This is a genomic window from Candidatus Babeliales bacterium (assembly GCA_035455925.1).
GTDB lineage: Bacteria > Babelota > Babeliae > Babelales > Vermiphilaceae > SOIL31.
Genome location: DATIEE010000031.1, coordinates 73,510 through 94,950 on the forward strand (window position 1 = coordinate 73,510; position 21,441 = coordinate 94,950).

At 31.9% G+C, this 21,441-nt stretch carries 22 protein-coding genes and 1 tRNA gene; 16 read left to right on the plus strand and 7 right to left on the minus strand.

Annotated features, from left to right (window positions below; translation table 11 throughout):
- Positions 1 to 176: 176 nt before the first annotated feature.
- Positions 177 to 1,676 carry a glycosyltransferase family 2 protein gene (locus VLB80_05170; protein HSC25574.1) on the plus strand — a complete coding sequence of 500 codons (1,500 nt, stop codon included), beginning with the start codon at positions 177 to 179 and terminating at the stop codon, positions 1,674 to 1,676.
- Here VLB80_05170 and VLB80_05175 read toward each other — a convergent pair whose 3' ends face one another.
- On the minus strand, positions 1,677 to 2,420 hold the full coding sequence (locus VLB80_05175; GenBank protein HSC25575.1) for a putative nucleotide-diphospho-sugar transferase: 744 nt from the start codon (positions 2,418 to 2,420) through the stop codon (positions 1,677 to 1,679). It abuts the gene before it with no gap.
- 89 nt (positions 2,421 to 2,509) lie between these two features.
- Between VLB80_05175 and VLB80_05180 the strand changes: the two genes are divergently transcribed.
- Positions 2,510 to 3,472, plus strand: coding sequence for a hypothetical protein (locus VLB80_05180; GenBank protein ID HSC25576.1), 963 nt, complete (start codon positions 2,510 to 2,512; stop codon positions 3,470 to 3,472).
- Here the strand turns inward: VLB80_05180 and VLB80_05185 are convergent.
- Positions 3,462 to 4,136 (minus strand): FkbM family methyltransferase, encoded by a 675-nt coding sequence (locus tag VLB80_05185; GenBank protein HSC25577.1) that lies wholly within the window; start codon positions 4,134 to 4,136, stop codon positions 3,462 to 3,464. The two genes, VLB80_05180 and VLB80_05185, sit on opposite strands and share 11 nt — an antisense overlap.
- Before the next feature lie 88 nt (positions 4,137 to 4,224).
- Between VLB80_05185 and VLB80_05190 the strand changes: the two genes are divergently transcribed.
- Positions 4,225 to 4,842: a hypothetical protein gene (locus VLB80_05190; protein HSC25578.1), complete on the plus strand. Its 618-nt coding sequence runs from the start codon at positions 4,225 to 4,227 to the stop codon at positions 4,840 to 4,842.
- A gap of 72 nt (positions 4,843 to 4,914) precedes the next feature.
- Here VLB80_05190 and VLB80_05195 read toward each other — a convergent pair whose 3' ends face one another.
- Positions 4,915 to 5,457: a hypothetical protein gene (locus tag VLB80_05195; GenBank protein ID HSC25579.1), complete on the minus strand. Its 543-nt coding sequence runs from the start codon at positions 5,455 to 5,457 to the stop codon at positions 4,915 to 4,917.
- A gap of 241 nt (positions 5,458 to 5,698) precedes the next feature.
- On the opposite strand from VLB80_05195, the gene VLB80_05200 reads away from it, so the two are divergent.
- Positions 5,699 to 6,421, plus strand: a complete 723-nt coding sequence (locus tag VLB80_05200; protein ID HSC25580.1) for a glycosyltransferase — start codon at positions 5,699 to 5,701, stop codon at positions 6,419 to 6,421.
- Positions 6,422 to 6,509: 88 nt separating this feature from the next.
- Here the strand turns inward: VLB80_05200 and VLB80_05205 are convergent, their stop codons facing one another.
- Entirely contained in the window at positions 6,510 to 7,499 is a 990-nt protein-coding gene (locus VLB80_05205) for a hypothetical protein (protein HSC25581.1), read from the minus strand.
- Between the two features lie 39 nt (positions 7,500 to 7,538).
- A complete protein-coding gene (locus VLB80_05210) occupies positions 7,539 to 8,561 on the minus strand; it encodes a hypothetical protein (protein HSC25582.1) in 1,023 nt (340 codons plus the stop codon).
- 213 nt (positions 8,562 to 8,774) lie between these two features.
- Here VLB80_05210 and VLB80_05215 point away from each other — a divergent pair, with 213 nt between their 5' ends.
- The 5 genes from VLB80_05215 to VLB80_05235 all read left to right on the plus strand — a co-directional run bounded on the left by VLB80_05215 (position 8,775) and on the right by VLB80_05235 (position 13,545).
- Complete coding sequence (locus tag VLB80_05215; protein HSC25583.1) at positions 8,775 to 11,267, plus strand: valine--tRNA ligase; 2,493 nt, start codon at positions 8,775 to 8,777, stop codon at positions 11,265 to 11,267.
- Positions 11,268 to 11,356: 89 nt separating this feature from the next.
- A complete protein-coding gene (gene ybeY, locus VLB80_05220; GenBank protein ID HSC25584.1) occupies positions 11,357 to 11,812 on the plus strand; it encodes an rRNA maturation RNase YbeY in 456 nt (151 codons plus the stop codon).
- On the plus strand, positions 11,812 to 12,258 hold the full coding sequence (locus tag VLB80_05225) for a hypothetical protein (GenBank protein HSC25585.1): 447 nt from the start codon (positions 11,812 to 11,814) through the stop codon (positions 12,256 to 12,258). Before ybeY ends, VLB80_05225 begins: the two co-directional genes overlap by 1 nt.
- Positions 12,245 to 12,940 carry a hypothetical protein gene (locus VLB80_05230; GenBank protein HSC25586.1) on the plus strand — a complete coding sequence of 232 codons (696 nt, stop codon included), beginning with the start codon at positions 12,245 to 12,247 and terminating at the stop codon, positions 12,938 to 12,940. The genes VLB80_05225 and VLB80_05230 overlap by 14 nt, the downstream gene beginning before the upstream one ends.
- A complete protein-coding gene (locus VLB80_05235; protein HSC25587.1) occupies positions 12,940 to 13,545 on the plus strand; it encodes a hypothetical protein in 606 nt (201 codons plus the stop codon). The genes VLB80_05230 and VLB80_05235 overlap by 1 nt, the downstream gene beginning before the upstream one ends.
- 14 nt (positions 13,546 to 13,559) lie before the next feature.
- Here the strand turns inward: VLB80_05235 and ruvA are convergent, their stop codons facing one another.
- Positions 13,560 to 14,162 carry a Holliday junction branch migration protein RuvA gene (gene ruvA / locus VLB80_05240; protein HSC25588.1) on the minus strand — a complete coding sequence of 201 codons (603 nt, stop codon included), beginning with the start codon at positions 14,160 to 14,162 and terminating at the stop codon, positions 13,560 to 13,562.
- A gap of 112 nt (positions 14,163 to 14,274) precedes the next feature.
- On the opposite strand from ruvA, the gene VLB80_05245 reads away from it, so the two are divergent.
- The 5 genes from VLB80_05245 to VLB80_05265 all read left to right on the plus strand — a co-directional run bounded on the left by VLB80_05245 (position 14,275) and on the right by VLB80_05265 (position 18,514).
- Positions 14,275 to 14,350 (plus strand) — tRNA-Gly (locus VLB80_05245).
- 46 nt (positions 14,351 to 14,396) lie between these two features.
- Complete coding sequence (locus VLB80_05250; protein ID HSC25589.1) at positions 14,397 to 15,119, plus strand: hypothetical protein; 723 nt, start codon at positions 14,397 to 14,399, stop codon at positions 15,117 to 15,119.
- A gap of 6 nt (positions 15,120 to 15,125) precedes the next feature.
- Positions 15,126 to 16,505, plus strand: coding sequence for a tRNA uridine-5-carboxymethylaminomethyl(34) synthesis GTPase MnmE (gene mnmE, locus VLB80_05255; GenBank protein ID HSC25590.1), 1,380 nt, complete (start codon positions 15,126 to 15,128; stop codon positions 16,503 to 16,505).
- A 97-nt stretch (positions 16,506 to 16,602) separates the two neighbouring features.
- Positions 16,603 to 17,379 carry a hypothetical protein gene (locus VLB80_05260; GenBank protein HSC25591.1) on the plus strand — a complete coding sequence of 259 codons (777 nt, stop codon included), beginning with the start codon at positions 16,603 to 16,605 and terminating at the stop codon, positions 17,377 to 17,379.
- A complete protein-coding gene (locus tag VLB80_05265) occupies positions 17,351 to 18,514 on the plus strand; it encodes a glycosyltransferase (GenBank protein ID HSC25592.1) in 1,164 nt (387 codons plus the stop codon). The genes VLB80_05260 and VLB80_05265 overlap by 29 nt, the downstream gene beginning before the upstream one ends.
- Before the next feature lie 73 nt (positions 18,515 to 18,587).
- On the opposite strand, the gene VLB80_05270 is transcribed toward VLB80_05265, so the two are convergent.
- Complete coding sequence (locus tag VLB80_05270) at positions 18,588 to 19,304, minus strand: OmpA family protein (protein HSC25593.1); 717 nt, start codon at positions 19,302 to 19,304, stop codon at positions 18,588 to 18,590.
- Between the two features lie 178 nt (positions 19,305 to 19,482).
- On the opposite strand from VLB80_05270, the gene VLB80_05275 reads away from it, so the two are divergent.
- Together VLB80_05275 and VLB80_05280 are read left to right on the plus strand one after the other, a co-directional pair.
- Complete coding sequence (locus VLB80_05275; GenBank protein ID HSC25594.1) at positions 19,483 to 20,994, plus strand: Rne/Rng family ribonuclease; 1,512 nt, start codon at positions 19,483 to 19,485, stop codon at positions 20,992 to 20,994.
- 55 nt (positions 20,995 to 21,049) lie between these two features.
- Positions 21,050 to 21,441 (plus strand): hypothetical protein (locus VLB80_05280; GenBank protein HSC25595.1); only part of this gene is annotated, 392 nt, incomplete at its 3' end.

The following is a 21,441-nucleotide window of genomic DNA, read 5'->3' on the forward strand; positions in this document are numbered from 1 at the left end:
TATAAATATGATTCATTACTATGCCCTACCATAATATAAGTTAGAAAAAATCAGCAACTATTTCATGCCTTTTATTATTGTTGAACAACTAACAATAAGATTTTTTTTTTAAAATATGATACTGTTTTTTATAAATTATTAGTGATTTTATTTATAAAAAAAAAAAGGAAATTAAGATGAATTATACAATAATATTAGTAGCATTATCTCTTTGTTATGGAAACGCTATATATAGCATTGAACGACCTATTGTAGTCGTTGTATGTTCCTATAATAATGAGAAATGGAGCGAAAACACTCTCAATTCAATTATGATGCAAAAATATAATAATTTTAGAGTTATAATTGTCGATGATTGCTCAACAGATAATAATGCTAATGTTATTCAAAAATATATTATCGATAATAATTTTCAAGACCGGATTATCTTTATTCAGAATGAGAAACGTTATCGTAAATTATTTAATTTATATCGCATGTTATATGAATGTGACGATGATGAAATTGTTGTTATGGTTGATGGTGATGATTCATTAGCTCATTTATATGTTCTCTCCTATATCAATAGTGTTTATGATGATGAAAATATATGGTTTACCTATGGTCAATACCGTAATGTACCCGCTTCTCAGGCACTTGCATGGGGTCATAAAGAAATGGGATATTGCCGACCTATCCCAAAGCATATTCAACGTAAACAAGCCTATCGCTATTACAGCTTTATTTATATGCATCCACGTTCATTTCGTGGATGGTTATTTAAGCTTGTTAAACTTGAAGATCTCATTGCAGATAATGTTGAAGGATTTGAAGGCGACCTTTATCCAGCAAGCAATGATGTTGCTATGTATTTTCCCATGGTTGAAATGTCACATAATCATATTAAATTTATTTCTGATATCCTTTATATAAGAAATTTATATTCGGAAATTGTTGGATTCAAAGTTGATCGATCTATTCAAACTGCGTCAGCTCGTGAAATTAGACAAAAAGCTTGTTACGCTGCTCTTTATCAACCCAGAAAAGATAGGCTTGCTAAATATAAGAATGCTTCTACGGATTTATTTCTATTATGTCGTTATAATTTTATTGATATAAAATCTGTTTTAGAAAATATCCAAGAACATACTTCGGGTATAGAAACAATATATGTATTTTTTACAAACACTGTAGAAAATAAAAAGTTATGCCGATCAATTAAAAAGCAGTTTCCCCATATAATCTTTATTCCTTACGACGTAGATGGCAATAAAAACTTAAAAAATCGTTTATTAGATTATTTAAGTACGGGCAAGAGCAATCATGTTTGTATAATGACTGATGCATCTTCTATTATTCAGTCATTAGATTTTTCACACTATATTTTTTGGCTCGAAAAAACATATAGCTATCGTTTTTATCTTAATCGACATTCATTAGATAAAGGGGCTCCACGATTTATACCTCTTGATGATAACATTTGTGCCTGGAAATTTTCCCAAGGATCAGATAAATGGCGAAAGACTGTGGTAGGAGAAGATACCTTTCTTTGTCGAAAATCAATTTTATATCAAGAAATAAAAAATTTACATTTTAATAATATATATAGCCTTTTAAAAGAAATGCATTTTGTGTCGTCAGCATCTGCACGAGTAGGGCTGTTCTTAAAAAATGAATCTGTTAGGTCTATTTTTTAGCTAATTTTTTTTTCTATTGTTTACTATATCTCGAACATAGGTTAGTTGTGCAATCTTGTTTTTGATACCTTTAGTAAAATTAGCATGATGCATCATTGCTTTAGCCGGTATAGGTAAGGACATCCCTGATTTCCAATAACATCCCGTGAATGTTCCTCCACCAAAGAAATATTTTGTTGGTAAATAACCCCATACAAGATTATAAGGGTTTTGTTTGCTATGTCTTTTAATACATTGATTGAGAGAAATTTGATCACTTTGTAACACATCCTGTTCCATTATATTTTTTACATCTATCCATAGTTGCAATGTCTTTTCATTGGCACGACAAGCAAAAAAACCTGTGCATAATACTCCATTTGGTGTATTTTTTTGAATCATTAAATCTTTACCGTGCATGCATTTAAGAATCATTTCTTCAATTGGACAAAAGAATTGAATATCAACATCTGAAAAAATAAAAATAGATCCCCAATTTTCCTTAATTGCACGAATAATAAGATTAACTTTTTGAATAGTAGTTTCAGTCCATCCTTGTCCCATGAAATCTCCTGAAGGACATGTCTGATCACAAAATTCAAAAATAATCTCAAAATCATCCTGAATAGACGGTAAAAAAAATGTATCTTTTAAGATTGCATGCGATGGAGTATATAAAGCATACAGCTTTATTTTTTTATTAGCATAGCAATAATCCGAGAAAACAAAAAACAAAAGAACGATAATATATTTTGTAAACTTCATGATAACTCCTTTGTAAGTTATTGTATTTTTTTTATTATGTTTATTACCTTATCATTAGAAAAATAAAAAAAAACTAAAAAGGATATGTAGTGAAAAATAATTTATTTTTATGCACTGCAATGCTGCTTATCTACGGTGCACAATCATTTGGCATTAATGATGCCGTTAAAGAAGGGCAAAACTTTCAAAGCGCTATTACCTGGGAACCAAACGGAGGTCGATTTGGAGATAATCTTCTTTCATATTCAAAAGCAAAATGGCTTTCATACAGACATCAAATTCCACTTCTTTATCTTCCGTTTCCCCACTCAGATGAACTTATAATGCATGAGCAGGAAAACATATATACCACCAATTATTTGCAACTTTTTTCTCATGTAATGCATTTACCTCAGTCATCACACTATAAATTATTACCCAATAGCAACACACTTTATATCAGCCATTGGAAAACTGATGTTGTTATTGATTGGTTTGATGCAGTATTTATAAAAGAGCTGAAAAAAAACATTATGCCTCGCTATCCGATAGAAAAAGTTATTATTCCTGATGGGTGTGTTTCAATAGCTGTGCACGTAAGAAATGGTGGGGGCTTTGTTGTTGACAATGAGCAAGAAAAGGAGCGTTGTCCATTACGCTTTGTTCCCGATGAATTTTTTATTGCTCAAGTAGAAAGATTAGCTAAAATGTTTGAAAATGAAAAATTATATGTACATATTTTTACTGATCATCTTGAGCCAGCAGAACTTTTAACAAAATTTAAAAAAGCACTAAAAAATTATCAAATAACTTTTGGTTGTCGTATGGAAGAAAATAACCACAAATTAAACGTTTTAGAAGATTTCTTTTCCATGATGGAATTTGATTGTTTGGTTCGCCCCGGTTCACATTATTCACGATTTGTTCAACGATTAGGCAATAACAAAGTAGTTATTTATCCAGAAAGTGTTAAAAAACTAACTAATGGAAAATCAATAATTGATGTTATAGCCATAAAAAAACGCCCAAATAGTAACACGAGATGGAAGACAAAGAAAATAGTTATTGCGTAATAAATGCACGATGTATAAAAAGTGCATTACCAAAAAAAGATGCTGTTGTTTTTTCAAAGTCGCATCCAACAAGTTCAAAGTTATGTTCATTCATCCATGCAACAATATCTATATAAAGTGATTGACCCTCATAACTTTCGATAAATGCAACTTCGGTCAAAATAACTTTGATATTTTTAATCATATGAGGTGCTGCTTTAAGTATAGCAAGTTCATGGCCTTGCGTATCAAGCCACAATAAATCAATGTTATTAACCTTATTATGCTCTGCCCATTCATCAAGGGTAACTGTTGACACTATCGCCGTACGTGGAAATATTAACGGTGATTGTGATAATCGTTCTTTTGGTTTATGTAATGATCCTGCCTGAGAAGCTATTCCTGGCCGTGTAGGTCGCTCGGAAACATAAAAAAGTGCTGTTCCTGTATGCGCACTTAATGCAAGAGAATGATAATAAATATTAGATAAGGAAGCAGTATTTGTGTATAACCGTTGATAAATCTCATCAAGAGGTTCAAATGCATGAATAATGCCATTTGACCACTGCAAAGACATTTTTCTTGTATCATTACCATCGAATGCTCCTGCTTCAACTATAACTGGATTATCAGGTAAAAACTGCTTTAAAATATCTATTGTTTTGTGAGGATTGAATATGATCATCGATAAAGGCACTTTATTAAGATTTATTTATTTACTATAATAATACATATTAGTTAAAAAAATATTATTTCACAAGGGGAATTTTCTTATGTCTGATATCAGAAAAATACAACAAAAGAGATCATTTTTTTTTATTGTTATTACGACTATTACATTCAATTGGCAATGTTATGGAATGTATACTGCTGGATTAACACTTGCGGAGAAATTAGCAGCAGCTAATCTATCTGCAGCAGGGACATCTAGTGACCCCTTATATTTGGTTATCAAACACACAAGAAAGAATACAGCCCCTGATACAGCATCAACAGAAACGTTGTCTTCGAGACTTTTTTGGACTTTACTCCAAATTGCGCTCAGTGTGGGAGTGCCGTATATATTTAATAAATTAACTGAAGATCCTGAAGTAATCAATCTTACCAAACAAGAAAGACAAATAGAGCTTGAGTTAAAAAATCATCCTAATTATGTTGAAGTAACGCTATTACAAGAACAGAGTAAAGCAGCAAGCCGCTTAAATGATAATGAAGAAAGAAGACAGCAGTTAGTGCTTCAAGATTTACAACGTCGTTTACATGTTGAGCAAAAAATAAATGAATACAGAGAATGCGCTAAAACAGGTACAACTCCAACCGAGCGAGATGGTTGTCAACAAATATATGAAAGTTATCTCAACAATTATAATATCTATTTTTCTAGTAAATAATTACAAAAAAGAAAGAGCCTTCTTAAATTTAAGAAGGCTCTTTCTTTTTTGTAACAGTTTATGAATCAACTACTAACTCTTTTTTTTACTACAACTTATCATTGACCCTGATGTACACGCTTTAAGCCCTTCTAATGCTAATCCTTTTAATGCTACATATGTCATAATTGTTCGAACGCATGCTCCAATATGCTTATTTTCCTTACCTGTCTTAGGATCAATAGGGTCTGTAATAACATCACCTAAAAGTGGTATATAACGTGCGCAACGAGCAATTCTATCAGAATGTGCTCCAAAAGCAACAACGCCAACAGCAATTTTAATTAAATTTTCTGCTAAATCTGACCCTGAACCATTACTAGCTGATACATATTCAGCACCAATTACCATTGTAATTGCCGCACCAGCTTTTACTAAAAGTAATTTTGTGTCCGGATCTTTTTCAGCCTCTGCATATTCTTTGTTCATATCTTTAGCATAACTTCCACCAGCACCTATAGCTCCAATTCCTGCAATAATTGCAGCAGTTTTTATTGTACCAGCGTTTATTGTGATAGAATTAGTTAATCCAGAAAATAATACAACATTTAGAACGAGTAATAATTTTTTTTGCATAAATATGTCCTTAAAAAACGTGAATAAAATATTTTTTTATTATGGTAATAATAACTAGGTTCTGTTGATCTATCGTTTGAATTTTTCCTTTCTAATTTATAAAAAAATTATTTTTCTACAGCGCTTAGTATAATATATAAAAGAAAAAATTGTATTCTACTTTCTAAATTTATAATTTTTTTTCTTTTTATAAAAATAAATATTATACTGGTGCTATATTATTAATTATATTATTAGACTCATGAAAATAAGCATTATCATTCCCGCGCATAATGAAGAAAATCGCATTGAAAGAACAGTGCGTGCCTATTATCAATTTTTTACAAAAAAAAATATTTCTTTTGAACTTGTTATTGTCCTCAATGGATGCACCGATAAAACTTTTGATGTTATTGAACGTGTACGTAATGATCTAAATGATCACTTAATCATCATTCTTGATTTAGAACAAGCCGGCAAAGGATTTGCTATAAAAGCAGGATTTGCTAATGCCCTAACACGTGATAACGATCTCATTGGATTTGTTGATGCTGATATGGCAACTGCGCCTGATGCATTTTATGATCTTGTTACTAATATCGGCAATAATGATGGCGTTATTGCGAGTCGTTATATCCCTGGAGCGCAAATATATCCCCCTCGTCCTGCATATAAACGTTATGGAAGTCGTATTATTTATGAACCGTTTGTATGGTTGTTATTTGGATTATCATATTATGATTTGCAGTGTGGTGCAAAATTATTTAAACGCGCAGTACTTGAACATATTAATTCACAGTTGACAGTGACTCAATGGGCTTTTGATGTTGAATTACTTTATTTATGTAAAAAATCTCATTACACAATTAGAGAAATTCCAACAACGTGGCATGATCAAGCTGATAGTAAATTAACGTTGCGCGGTGGATTGCGTATGTTTAGCGCTCTTCTTAAAGTTTGGTGGCAACATCAATTTTTTAATTAAAAAATTATGAAGAAAAATTAATAGCAGAAAACGCAGTTGATTTATTTTAACCTGATAATATGAATGTAATGCTACCTGTTACACAACATTAATTATGCATATCAGAACTGTAGTTTCTAAGTTTTTCTGAAAATTTATATAATTCATCAATTTGAGCAAGTTGCCAATAATGTTTTAAAAAAAGGCATTTTGGGTAATAACCAGTAGCTCGATACTGCCTCATAAGCTCTGCTGTTTTTGGATTTTTGTGTAAAATATCGGCTTGTTGTTCATGTATTATTATTAGCTGTTTATAGTTTTTGTTATTCATTATTTGCTCTTGCTTTACATCAGCAAAATATTCTATGGCGTTAATAATATTGTCTTGGATTGTTGCATGTTGTGATGCAATATGTCCTATTTCGTGAGCAAGGGTAGCTTTTTTTTGCTTATCTGATAACGAAAAAAATTTTGGATAAATAATTATAGATGGAAGTTTTTGAGCATCTACCGAACTTATATTATTATTTGTGATGTTTATTTTTGGAATTAATTTGTTAGCGGTAGCAATTCTATTATGATTTTCATTATTTGGTTCTAATGAAATTATTATTTCGATATTACTTGGGTGAACATTAGTATCTTCAAACAAAAAAAATAGTTCTGAGTCTAATTGCATGGGAACTATATGGCTATGTGGTTGAGACATGTATATTGTTGAAAGTTCTAAAAATTGATTAAAAAATGCGATCTCGCTTTGTAACTCTTCCTTAGTTGCACCAAAATCAATTGCAATATTTTCAATTGTTGTTTTTTGTTTATTAATCAGATTTTTTCTTATATTATTGATACGTTGATCTGCTTCATTTTCAAAATAAAGAGCTACTCTTTTATTATGTGTGGTATGAACAAACAATGCGATAACCTCTGATACAATTTTTAATGTACCATCAATCATATTTACACCCATTTTGTAAATTTTTATATTTTCAATACATTTTTTGTATATCTTTTCTCTATATGTTTCTATGCCACATGTCGATGCAAAAAAAGTTATACTCAAAAAAATAAAGACTGCTTTCATAGTTACTGTACTCATTTATTTACCACCTTTATGTTGATTGTTATTAAAACTTTTTTAGTAAAAATATTCAAGCCATGCATAAACTTTCCATAGCATAGCAATGGTAGAAATATGAAAAAAGTGTTCCTCATAGAGATGATCAGGATAATAACTTTTTAAGCGCATTACTTTAAAACATTCAGCAATGTAAGCATCTTTTGTTGCAGAAAATATCTCCGCTTGTGCTTCATGGATACAAGAAAGTCGTTGATATTCTGAACTTTTTTTAAATTCTACTGCATCAATACCATAATAATAATATAAATATTCAGTAATAATAAGCTCAGAAAGCGCATGCTGCTGTACTAGATGTTGAATTTCATGAGCGCACTTACTTGCTATTTCGGTAGTTAATTGACAATTTGTTATGCGCGGAAATAATTTTATTTCGGCAGGGATATAATCATGACTAATATTAAGATCTTTTTCTATACCATTTTCTGGTAGGACGTTAATAAAGCTTTTCGTGTATGCAATGTGCGATGGATTTGCTTCAATTTCCTCTTGATCAGAAATCATGTGTAGATGGACGCTGTCTGGGTTTATGTTATTTTTTTTGAGCAATGTAATAAGTATTTCGAAGATGTTGTGAGGAATTTTTTCATCGTGAATGACAGTAGTATATTTTTGTGTCATTCCAGTGATATAAGATTGTTTAGTCTGCTGTATATCATATAAACACCTACTCCACACGATATCACTCATCTGATACTTCTTTTTAATAGCATTAAGCGCTTCCTGTTCTAGTACAAGTAATGTAGTTTCAAATTCAGTAATTTCCTTTTTAATATGATCCATTACTTTACTCAAATGCGATTTTCTGTTCGTGAGTCGATAGTAGGCAATAAGAGCAGCGCACTGCATTGTTTGTATTTTGTCTATAAAAGCACAATTATCGGTGTAACAGAGTCCATTAAGCTTATGAAAATAATTTTGGGACAAAGGTTTTTTAATTGATTGCATCATTGGCAAGGGATAGTGCGTTAAAAAAAGCCAGGCAATTGCTTTAAAAGAGATATTATTACAAATATTTATCATTAGCTAATTTTTCCACTAGCACTCTTAATACTATTGATACGATTTTAAATTTATTATCATAAATATAACACAGACAGAAATTATGTCAATTTTTCACAAATACATTCGATGGCAACGTTATGTGGCTTACGTTAAGCTAAAACTAGTCGCATCATGGCGAACAAGGTATACTAATAAAAAAACTATTATGTAATTTAACCAGTAAAGCAATCAATGGAAAAAAAATACGATCATCAATCATGTGAAGCACGCATACAACAACAATGGGAAAATGACAACACGTATGCTATGGAAAACAATCCCGGCAAACTATTTAGTATAGACACCCCTCCACCAACTGTTTCGGGCACTTTACATATTGGTCATATTTTTTCATATACACAAACTGACATTATCGCACGCTATAAACGAATGAACGGTTTTTCAGTATTTTATCCATTTGGGTTTGATGATAATGGCCTTCCAACAGAACGATATGTTGAAAAAAAACGTAACATTCGGGGGCATGAGATGTCTCGTTCTGAATTTATTAATCTTTGCATGCAAGAATCTCATGATGCTGCCAATACATTTAAAAAATTATGGCAAAAAATGGGGCTTTCAGCTGATTGGAGTTTAACATATTCAACAATATCATCTAATTCACGTAAAATATCGCAGGAATCATTTATTGAGCTTTTTAAAAAAAACTATATTTATCGCAAACAAGAACCAGCACTTTATTGCACTACCTGCCGAACATCTGTTGCGCAAGCAGAACTTGATGATCAAATATTACCTTCATTATTCAATGATATTATTTTCAAAGATAGCGATGGCAACAACCTCATTATAGCAACAACTCGCCCAGAACTATTGCCTGCATGCGTTGCATTACTCTATAATCCTGCAGACATTCGTTACACTCATTTACGCAATAAAAGTGCAATTGTACCACTTTTTGGCCAAACAGTGCCTATTCTCGAAGATGAACTTGTTGCAATTGAAAAAGGAAGCGGCCTTGTAATGGTATGCACCTTTGGCGACAAAACAGATATAATTTGGTATAAAAAACATAATCTTCCGTATCATCGTGTTATTGGGTTAGATGGTAAATGTACTGATAATGCAGGATTTCTACACGGAATGAAAGTCACCGAAGCCCGGATTGCAGTGCTTGAAAAACTTAAAGAAAAAAATCTTGTCATACGACAAGAACCAATTTCTCATAATGTCAGCGTTCATGAGCGCTGCAAAAAAGAAATAGAATTTACAATACTACCGCAATGGTTTATTTCTATTTTACCGTATAAACAAAATTTTTTAGACAGCGCTAACACTATCGACTGGCATCCTACGTTTATGAAATCGCGCTATAACGATTGGGTTGAAAATTTAGCATGGGATTGGGGAATATCACGTCAGCGTTTTTATGGCATACCGTTTCCTGCATGGCACTGCCAAGATTGCGGTGCAATTCTACTTGCTCGCGCAGATCAACTGCCTATCGATCCACAAGAAGTTCCTTATAAAGGCTCTTGCACTAACTGTAACAGCAGCAATATTAAGCCTGATACTGATGTTATGGATACCTGGAATACTTCATCGCTCACACCATATATTTGTCAAAATTTACTTGAAACAAAAAGTTCAGACACAGATTTTTCACCTTTTACAGCCACTGTATCGAATGATACGCATAATCAATTCATTCCCATGAGCATGCGACCACAAGCACATGATATTATTCGTACGTGGGCTTTTGATACTATCGTCAAAACATGGATGCATCATGGTGTTGCGCCATGGAAAAGTATTGTCATATCTGGGCATGTGCTTAGCGATAAAAAAGAAAAATTGTCCAAAAAAGATGGCAATACCATGGACCCTATTATATTGCTACAAAAATATCCCGCTGATGCCATCAGATATTGGACAGCTTCAGGAAAATTAGGACATGATATGATGTTCTCAGAAGAACAACTTACCATTGGACAAAAACTAATTACCAAATTATGGAATGCATTTCGTTTTGCTGAGCCTCATATAATAAACTTTACCACGCCGCATACCACTCCTGATACATTAGGCGCAGTGAATAAATGGTTACTCCACACTATTTCTGCATGTTTTACTAAATATCAGCATCATTTTGAACAACACGAATATGGGCTTGCGCTTGATGTTCTAGAACATTTTTTTTGGAATGATTTTTGTGACAACTATATAGAATTAATTAAAAATCAACTTTTCAATCCAGAACAATATCCCGAAAATGCAGTTAATGCTACTCGCTGGACGCTATATCATGCAGGATTACGTATATTGCAATTATATGCACCATATTTACCGCATATTACAGAAATGCTTTACCAAGAACTTTATGTTCATCATGAAGCTATACCTTCTCTCCACCAAACACGTTACCAGGATGTGCATATACTATATGCTTTTGAATCTGATGCCACAATAATAAACATGGTCATTACTTTAGCAACGCAAGTACGTAAACTTAAATCAGAACAACAAATTTCCCTCAAAACCCCGCTACAAACAATGCATGTTTTTGTAGCAAATAGTGTTCTTGGAGATGATCTTGCCGAACATAATCAACTTATTTGCGGCATCACGCAGGCGCTCAACATTACCTATAACGAACAGGATAACAAACATCCAGAATTGATTAAAACTAATGATGTATGGCATGCGCATTTAGTACTTGAATAAGAAAAATAGCTTATCCGCTTGATTTTTTTTCATTTTTAATCAACACTAAAAGGAATAAATACCTACGTTAAAAATAAAGAGATCGCACAATGGTTAATATAAATAATGAAGAATGCATTACAGATCTTAGCATAAATCAATTTGAGCAAGATGCTCAAAAAGTATTAACTCTGATGGGATATGGAGATTTTGATTTAGGTATTTTATTAACAGATAATCAAGCTATTCAATGTTTTAATCGTGATTTTCGCAGTAAAGATGAGCCAACGGATATTTTATCTTTTCCTTTTCACCCCGACCTACAACCCGGAGAAAGTATTATAATTGAAACCGAAGATGATAAGAATGTAGGCGACTTGATTATTTCACTTGAATATATTAAAGGATTGTGTGAACAAGAGAACAAAACAATAAATGAACATCTACGCACATTATTGTGCCACGGCATCTGCCATCTTCTTGGATATGATCACTACACAGAAAGTAGCGATAAAATTATGCAAGAAAAAGAAAACTGGCTTACTGCAAAATTAATAGAAAAATGATGAATCGAATAGTAGCTTTTAGTGCTTTATTAATGACTATGCTGACCTTTTTGAATATAGCATGTTCTTTTAGTGTAGAAATAGAAATAACGTACGACTGGTACTCTAATAATATATTAATGACGAAATTTAATATACTTCCTAAAACAAATTATGATTACACCAAAGTATCGCTACAAGAAATACTTGCTGATCAAACGATTTTTAGTCTCACTAAAAATTTAGGCAATAGACTATTAAAAAAAGAAGACGTTTTGCAAACATTTTTATTGACACAAAATCAAAAAATAAAAACAGATATAAATGAATTAGATATGAAATTCGCATCAATTGATCGCATTAATAAATCAATTGATAAAGTTTGCCTTGATGAAGCATATCAAGCACAAAAAAGAATATTAAAGTATATGCGAAAATTTCATAGGGGTATACATGAAAAAAATTAAAACTGAAAAAATTTTAGTGATATTGATTTTTTGTTCATTGCATTTTAGTAATTTGTTTTCCATGGACAATAACTGGAAAAACTTTACGACATTAATACAAAAACCTAAACATACATCTCAAGACCTAAATAAAGCAAAAAATATAATCGCTGACTTGTGTAATCCCAATAATCCTGACCATAAAAAAAATAGCCGTAAAATACTACTTCAAGTTCATCCCGATAAAAACAAAGGTGATTTCGCTGAGGAGCTAACAAGATATGCAACTAATGTTATAAATGATGACCGACCAAAACAACGACAAGAAATGACCGAAACAGATTATTCAATTTCAAAACTTTTATCTAAAATAACTAAAACTAAAAATGAAAATACTTCCTATGAAAATTTCAGGCCAACCTGGCTTCATGTCAAACAATGTTTTGATAAGTGCATTAAACATGATAGTCAATTTTTTTGTTTTACAAAAATAACCAACCTTATAATTAACAAACTGCTTTCTAAAAACCCTGCTCATGAAGAATATGTAAGTATTATTTCACAAATTAATAACTACAATAAATTCTTAGACAAACAATCCTTGCAGGATGATGTTTATCTAAATTCTTTAGACAAAGCTATCGAAGCTGAATGTAATGATGCAAAAAAAATGTTTAACCAATATTGCCATAGGAATGACTAATGACAGTAAAAAAAAATCTTTTATTCTTATTAATAGTAAGTGTTTGTATTTCTGCTAATGTAAGCTGTATGGATAACTCTAATCAAAATAATGATCAAAATAATCTTGGGTCGCAACCCGAAAATAAAGCGAATGATCCTGATCTTCAAGCAAAAATAGATCTTCTTAATAAAAAAAATGATTTCTATGACAATCAAATTAAAAACAATACCTTAAGATACGAACTTGAAGAAAAAAATAATTCTAGCACCCAAATTGCAAAAGCTGCCACCATACAAGTGTTAACTCAAGTTGCGGGTAAAAAAATTGATCAAGGAATAGATTATGGTATTGATTGGTTTACAGGAGATTTAGAAAAAAGAAAACAACAGGAGCTTGAAATTCAAAATAATCTTAAAATAAAAGAACAAAAAGAATTAAAACTTCTTGACGATCAACATAAAAAATCAACAAAAGAAGAGAAGCTTCTTGATATAAGAGCAGTCAGAGAACAAATAGACTCCTTAATCCTCGGATGTCAAGCATTCGATTCAGATCAAGATAACTGCGAAAAAACCTTTAAAGATCTCTATGCAGAAATAGAAGCTATAAAAAAACGAAAATAAAGTCATTTTTTAAATTATAATTGTTTAGATAGATAAGATAGAGCTTGACGCAATAAAACATCAAACGCTATCTTATCTATTTTTGTACTTTTTCTTAAATAATCCATCGCACGCCCAATTTCCATCCGAGAATAATTTAATGACTGTAAGGCCAATGAAACATCATGAAAATGTGATGCGTCTTGCATTTCATTAACATCCACAGAACCTGATTCTATCAGCGTTGCTACTTTATGTTTTAATTGCACAATAATTTGTTCTGCCTTTTTTTTGCCGATACCATTTACTTTATTCAACATCTGATCATCACCAGTTGAAATAGCATGCAAAAATTTCTGAGCTCCTAAATCAGCTAAAATTGCTAATGCTATTTTAGGACCAATACCAGAACAACTAATGATAATGCGAAAAACAGAACGTTCCAGTGGCAGCATAAAACCAAAAAGGGTTGGGCCGTTTTCCGCATTCCAATGAAAATAGCTATAAACCTTAATTGGAATACTTTTTTCGAATGATTGTGCTGTTGCTACGTGCAGTGTAATACCCATCATACCTAACTCAAGAATGATTTCTTGATCCTGAAATTCATTTACTATTCCTACAAAATAATCAACCATATCCTTCATCTCCTGAAATAATTAAAGTAATATCTATTTTCTATTGACAAAAACTACATTCATGCTACTTTATCATTGTACTCTTTTATTTATTAAAGAGATAAATCTTTAAGCGAGAATAGCTCAGTTGGTAGAGCGTTGCCTTGCCAAGGCAAAGGTCGCGGGTTCGAATCCCGTTTCTCGCTCCAAAATTTTCCTTTTTTATAATTGTTTATCTTCACACAGGACCATTTCATGAAATCTATCATCGAACAAGCATCATCAATAATAAAAGCCATTGAAAAGGCATGGGATCAAGCAGGAAGTCCAAAAGAATTTTCAATCAAAATTTTTGAAAAAGAAGAAAGAAATTTTTTTGGAATGACAACAAAACCTGCAAAAATAGGTATTTTTTTTACTGATAAACCAGTTATACATGAAAAATCTTCATTGCCAAAAGCGCGCCAAGAGATAAAAGAATGTCGTCCTGAAATTCGTGAAATTAAACAAAAAACTACTCCAGCAGAACAAGCGTCAAAAAGTCAACCGCATCATGAGAACAATAACAATAAACAACTAGAGCAACAAGCACGTTCTGTAGTTACTGCAAAGCAAACACAATTACACACTATTACACCATCAGCCGCAAATAAAATAGCCGAAAAACCAAAAACTGCAGCTACTCCCCATCAAGAAAAATCGCCTCGTGTACCTTCTACATGGAATGACACAATGGTTAATGCTGCACAAAATTGGCTTAAGCATGTCTTGGTGCTTATGAAAATGGAATCAGTTACTTTCAATTCAGAAATTGCTGGTAAAAATTTAAAATTTACCTTTAATGTACCATTAATCACTGATCCAACGCATGAAAAACAGTTGTTTCGGAGCTTAGCTCACCTTATTACATCATCCTTGCGCAACCAATACAAACAAGAAATTAAAGACCTTAAAGTTGTTTTAATTCGTCCTGAGTAGCGTGTTATGCTATACAGTACTTTTAATGACACGATCATCGCTCAATGTACACCGCACGGAAGTGGAGCTATTGCTTTATTGCGTCTTTCTGGCCATACAGTGTTTGCTATTGTTGATCTGATAAGCAAACTTCCTGGAAATAAAAAAATAAGCTCTCAGGCAACACATACTATTCATTATGGGTGGATCATTGATGAAGAAGGCGTACATATTGATCAAGTGCTTTTTTTATTGATGCGTGCTCCTCATACCTTTACCGGCGATGATACGATAGAAATAACTTGCCACAACAATCCATTTATTATTCAAAATATTATTAGAATTGCTATCAATGCGGGCGCGCGTACAGCTCAAGAAGGTGAATTTTCTCGTCGTGCAGTACTCAATAATAAAATTGATATTATCCAAGCTGAGGCTATCAATGAACTCATTCACGCAAATACGCAACTGACGCTTAAACAGTCATTATCTCAACTAAAAGGTAGCTTTACTCAATGGGTTGCTTCTATAGAACAGCAACTTATTAAAGCCTTGGCGTTATCAGAAGCAAGTTTTGAATTTCTTGATGAAGAGAATATGGAATTCAATCATGACATTAAAGAAATTATTACTACTATTCTAGAAACCGTTACGTACCTTAAAAAGAACTTCAACCAACAACAACACATTAGAAGTGGCATTCGAATCGCTCTTATTGGATCTGTTAATGCTGGCAAATCATCATTGTTTAATGCACTACTTGACCAAGAACGTGCAATTGTAACTGATATTGCTGGTACAACACGAGATGCAATTGAAGCGGGATTATATAAAAACGGTAACTATTGGACTATGATTGATACAGCTGGTCTTCGCACAACTGATGATATTATTGAGCAGATAGGTATAACTCGCTCACATCAAGAAGCGCATAAGGCTGATATTATTCTTCTTGTATGTGATGGATCACAAAAAATTACTATTGTTGAAACAACTATTTATGAAGAGCTACTTATCCGATACAATGATAAAATTATCATTGTATTTACTAAAGCAGATCTACCTCAACAACCACATCAATTATTATGCGATAAAATAGCATATGTCACCAGTATTGCCGATAAAGACAGTATTCATTCAGTTGAAAAAGCAATTCAGGAAAAAATTACTACGTTGTTCCAATCTATTGGGTCTCCTTTTTTACTTAATCAGCGGCACTATGCCAATATACTTTCTCTTGAAAGCAATTTAATGATCATAATAAATATGCTAACTGATACTACTGACTACGAACTTGTCTCATACCATCTTAATGATGCACTATCTTTATTATCAGAATTAACCGGTAAAACAATAAGTGAAGCTGGTATGGATGCTGTGTTTCGTGAATTTTGTGTTGGAAAATAAAATATTCAACAAGAAATTTTATAAAAACTGTTTAATATATGAATGTCTTCTTGTTATATTAAATCTAAACAAAGAATATAATAAAGGAAAGAATCATATGAATACTAAAATAATTTTTATATCACTGTTATTTACATTAAATGTATATATAGTACGTACCGATGAACTGCAAGTTTCTCCTGAACTTCAAATCCTTCCATGTAATTATAAATCTGCTTCAGTATTGCCTACATTTACTCACAGAAACATAAAATACGCAATTCTCAGCAGAGAGGCATATGGCATAACTAAAAGATATAAATATGATGATTTTAGTGGTGGCCGAGATAAGGGTGAAATAAATCCTTTAGATACTGCTTCACGAGAATTTCTCGAAGAAGGTATTTTACAAGAAGCATTAGGCTGGAACTTTGAGAATACAAAAACTTTTGTTAATGAAAACAGCTGGGCAGTAATTTCATATTCAAAAGAAAAAAACAAATTATATGCAAAAAATAATTCTATCAAAAATGTTACCTATATCGTTAATTTTAATCAGCATAAAACTGATTTATTTAATAATTTTTATGATGCCCGCAACAAAGAAAAAGCTCGTTATGATAAACATCGTATTGCAAAAAGACATCGTCATACAACAGAAAAAGATAGAATTGCAAAAGTACGTTGGAGTGATTTAAAGAACGCAATAATAAATCAAAAACATAGACAGGACCCTGTCTATGTATGCGCTCAAATCATGGATCCACTATCACGACTTTTTTATAAAAGATTAATTACTTTACGACCTTTTTTAGTTATAAAATTACGTCCTTTTTTTCTAGATCAACCCTATGAAGAAGGGGAAAATGAGAAAATTAGGCATTATAGTGAATAAAAAAGTTCTTATTTTCACAAGCTGTGGCGGAGGGGGACATACTACAGCAAGTTCTGCCATTGAAACTTACTTAAAAAATAACTATCAAGCTCAATCCATCAATGTTTTTGATGAGATACTCCATCATCTTGATATTTTTTCTATCATAACGCTACATACATATTCTGGTGAACAGCTATATAATCTACTCATAATAAAAAAACGTTTTCGTTTACTTTGTTGGTTCTATTCATTTGGAAAATGGTATATAAACATGAGAAGAAAAAGTATATATAATTTGCTCTATAGCTATTGCATTACAACTAAGCCTGATCTTATAATTTCAGTCATTCCTATTCTCAACTACATTATTCTTGATGTTGTACAAGAATTAAATATTCCTTTTTTACTTATACCAACAGATTTAGATGTTACGACATTTATTAATAAAATTACACAACCTACCTATCAACACTTTTATATTGGACTTATGTTTGATGATGAACAAATAATGCTTCCTCTAACAAATGCTTTGATACCAAAAAAACAGTGCTTTATTATTGGTGCGCCGCTACACATAGACTTTTTTAAACCAAAAAGCAAAATTGAGCTAAAGCACCACTACACTATTGCAAGCAACAAGCCTGTTATAATGATTCTTATGGGATCTCATGGGTCAAATGATATAGAAAAGAATATAACTCAGCTTATCAAAATATCCATTCCTATTCACCTTATTGTATGCATAGGAAAAAATAAACACAGTAAACAGATAATAGATGATTTATCTCTACCAGAGAATATTTCAGTATCAATTATTGAATTCACTGAACGTATAATAGATTACATGATTATGGCAGATATTCTTATATCAAAAGCAGGTAGCATGAGCCTTTGTGAAGCTCTTTACACAGATCTTCCTATATTACTTGACGCAACAACGTATCCACTACTTCCCTGGGAAAAGTTTAATCATATTTTTGTTAAAAAACATCACATGGGTGATCAAATCAAAGATTATACTCAAATCACATCTAAGGTATCATTTCTAATAAAACAGCAACAGGAACTATTAAGCTATAAAAAAAACATAAAAAAATTACAAAAAAAGAACTGCCAAGAAGAATTATTATCCTTAATTCAAAAAATAATATAAAAAAGAGTAATCCATATATTTGAAATTTCAAATATATGGATTACTCTCTTTTTATTTTATATCTAAAACAATTTTATGTATAAATTACGCGTACTTCAACACGACGGTTTGGTGCACGATCTTCACGTGATCCGTTAATAGCTTTACCATCTCGAGCAATTGGACATTCCTGGCCACGACCAACTACCTTGATAGTACTTCTATCTACACCAGCAGCAACAAAGAAATCAGCTACATTTTTTGCACGCTTTTCTGATAATGCCAAGTTATATGCAGGAGCACCTTCTTGGCATGCATGACCCTCAATAACAATCGTTGGTTGAGCTGCGCTGCCAGATTCAGCAACTAACTGTTTAACTTGTTCTATATTATAATTCATTGTCTCTTTTTGATCAGGTTTAATACCATAATGATTGAATGAGAAATAAAGTTTTTTAAATTCGTCATCGGTTTGAGCGTCTATCCACGCATATTCTGCTGAATCATCCATTATATCTTCATCAATCTCATCTTCATATTCATCCATAGGCGTATCTAATTCATTAATATCAAAGCTGTCAAGATCTGCGAGTTCTTCGTCTGATAAATCCGTATCATCATTCTCTAATAAGTCATCTAAATCGTCCATGTCCTCACCATCAAAGCTCTCTAAATCATTAACATTACCATCTGTTTGCATGTATCTTTCAACATCATTTTTTCGTACTGGTTTTGCTGATTCTTTTTTTCTTCCAAAGCAACCAGGTAAACTTACAATTAATGCAATAGCCAAAATGGAAATTTTTTTCATCAGAATATCCTTAAAAAAACAGATTTTACTTCAATTTACTCAATGCTGATCAAAATCTAACACATTTTTAACCATTTTTCTACCCAATATTGCACATAATCTATATATTAAATAAAAAGAGCCTAGTACATTATGGAAAATGAATAAAAAATAGTATAAATCTCTACTCAGTTACATTATGAAAAAAATTATTATCAACGATAATTCGTGGCAAATACGCATAGCTATTATTACTAATGGTAAGCTGCAAAATATTTATTTTTCGGCTCCTACCCATGAAGTTCTTGAACGTGCATACTTTAAAGGACTAGTAACCAAAGTTCTTCCCGGTATTCAAACCGCCTTTATTGAGTTTGGTCAACAAAAAGCAGGCTTTCTTCATATTTCAGAAATTGACAGAGAGCTCGCTATGCAAAAAATAAGTATACATCTTGAAGACGATGAAGAAGAACAGCCTAAAATAGAAAAAAAAATAACTCAAAAACGAGATATCAGTAAAATCTTAAAAGAAAACGAACCAATTCTTGTGCAGGTTAGTAAAGAACCTGTCCATGAGAAAGGAGCAAAGCTTACCACCTGCTTTACTCTTCCTGGTAGATTTATTGTTCTTATGCCCAATATTCCTCGTATTGGAGTTTCAAAAAAAATTGAAAATCGTGACGAGCGAACTCGTTTAAAAAATATTGTTCGTGAGCGTTTACCCGAAGGTATGGGAGCAATTATTAGAACAACTTCTGATGGTTGCGCAGAGAAAGACCTTATAAATGATTTAACATATCTTGTACAAGAATGGCATAGTATAGAAAAAAGATTTGCAAGCGCAAAGCCTACAGAAAAGATTTATGAAGACTTACCACTCGTGTTACAAATTATTCGTGATCACTTAGATAGCAGCATAGAGGCAATTATTACTGATTCTACAAAAAGTCAGAATGAGTTATATAAATTCGCTAAAAACATTGCTCCTGAGTTTGCTCATGTTATTCAATCGTACAATGATACTATTAATATATTTTCAGCATTTGGTATTGAAAAACAGATTGAACAAGCTCTCAAGAAAAAAGTGTCTCTTAAGTCTGGTGGTTCTATTATCATTGAATCAACAGAAGCGATGACGGTTATTGATGTTAATACGGGAAGATTTATCGGCAAAACGAATCTTGAAGAAACAATTTTAAAGACAAATCTTGAAGCTGCTGAAGAAATTGTTCAACAGCTTAAATTACGTAACATAGGCGGGCTTATTGTTATTGATTTTATTGATATGGGAATAATTGCCAATCGCCAAAAAGTTTTTAGTTTTTTTGAAAAAATACTGAAGGAACGTGATAAGTTTCAATCTGTAGTACTAAAGATATCAGAATTTGGTTTAGTCCAAATGACGCGTAAGCGTTCAGGAAAAACACTTGTTCAAGAACTAACTACGGATTGTCCAACATGTCATGGATTAGGATTTATTAAATCGTATCAAACGGAAAGTTATGCAATACTTCGCGCGGTTAAAGATGAGCTAAAAACTATTTCTCCAGGGAAAAAAATTGGACTCCAGATCAATACCCAGGTTTTTAATTACATAACATCAGTTGAATATGATGCAATTTTGAAATTAGAAAACAGTTATAACATTAAAATTACCCTATTAAGCAACAAAGAACTTCCTGTTGATAAATACAAAATTGAAAAAAACTAATATACTAATTTATAACATACTATCAGTCTATCAGTATCTTTCTAAGGATTAACTTATGACAAAATATACCTCTATACTTGATACATACCCAACATATGAAGCAAAAATTGGCATAGAAGTGCATGTGCAACTTACTACAAATACAAAGATATTTTGTTCCTGTCCCAATGCAATTAGCCAAGACCCTAATATACATATATGTCCTATTTGTGCTGGTTATCCTGGTACAATGCCGATGCTAAATAAGAAAGTAATCGATTATGCAATTTTAGCAGGACTTGCAACTAATTGTACTATCAATAAAAAATCTACCTTTGATCGTAAACATTATTTTTATCCTGATTTACCAAAAAACTTTCAAATTACTCAACAGGAAGAACCGATATGTATTGGTGGTTATGTAACCATTAGGCTTGAAGATGGCACTACAAAAGATATTAATTTAAT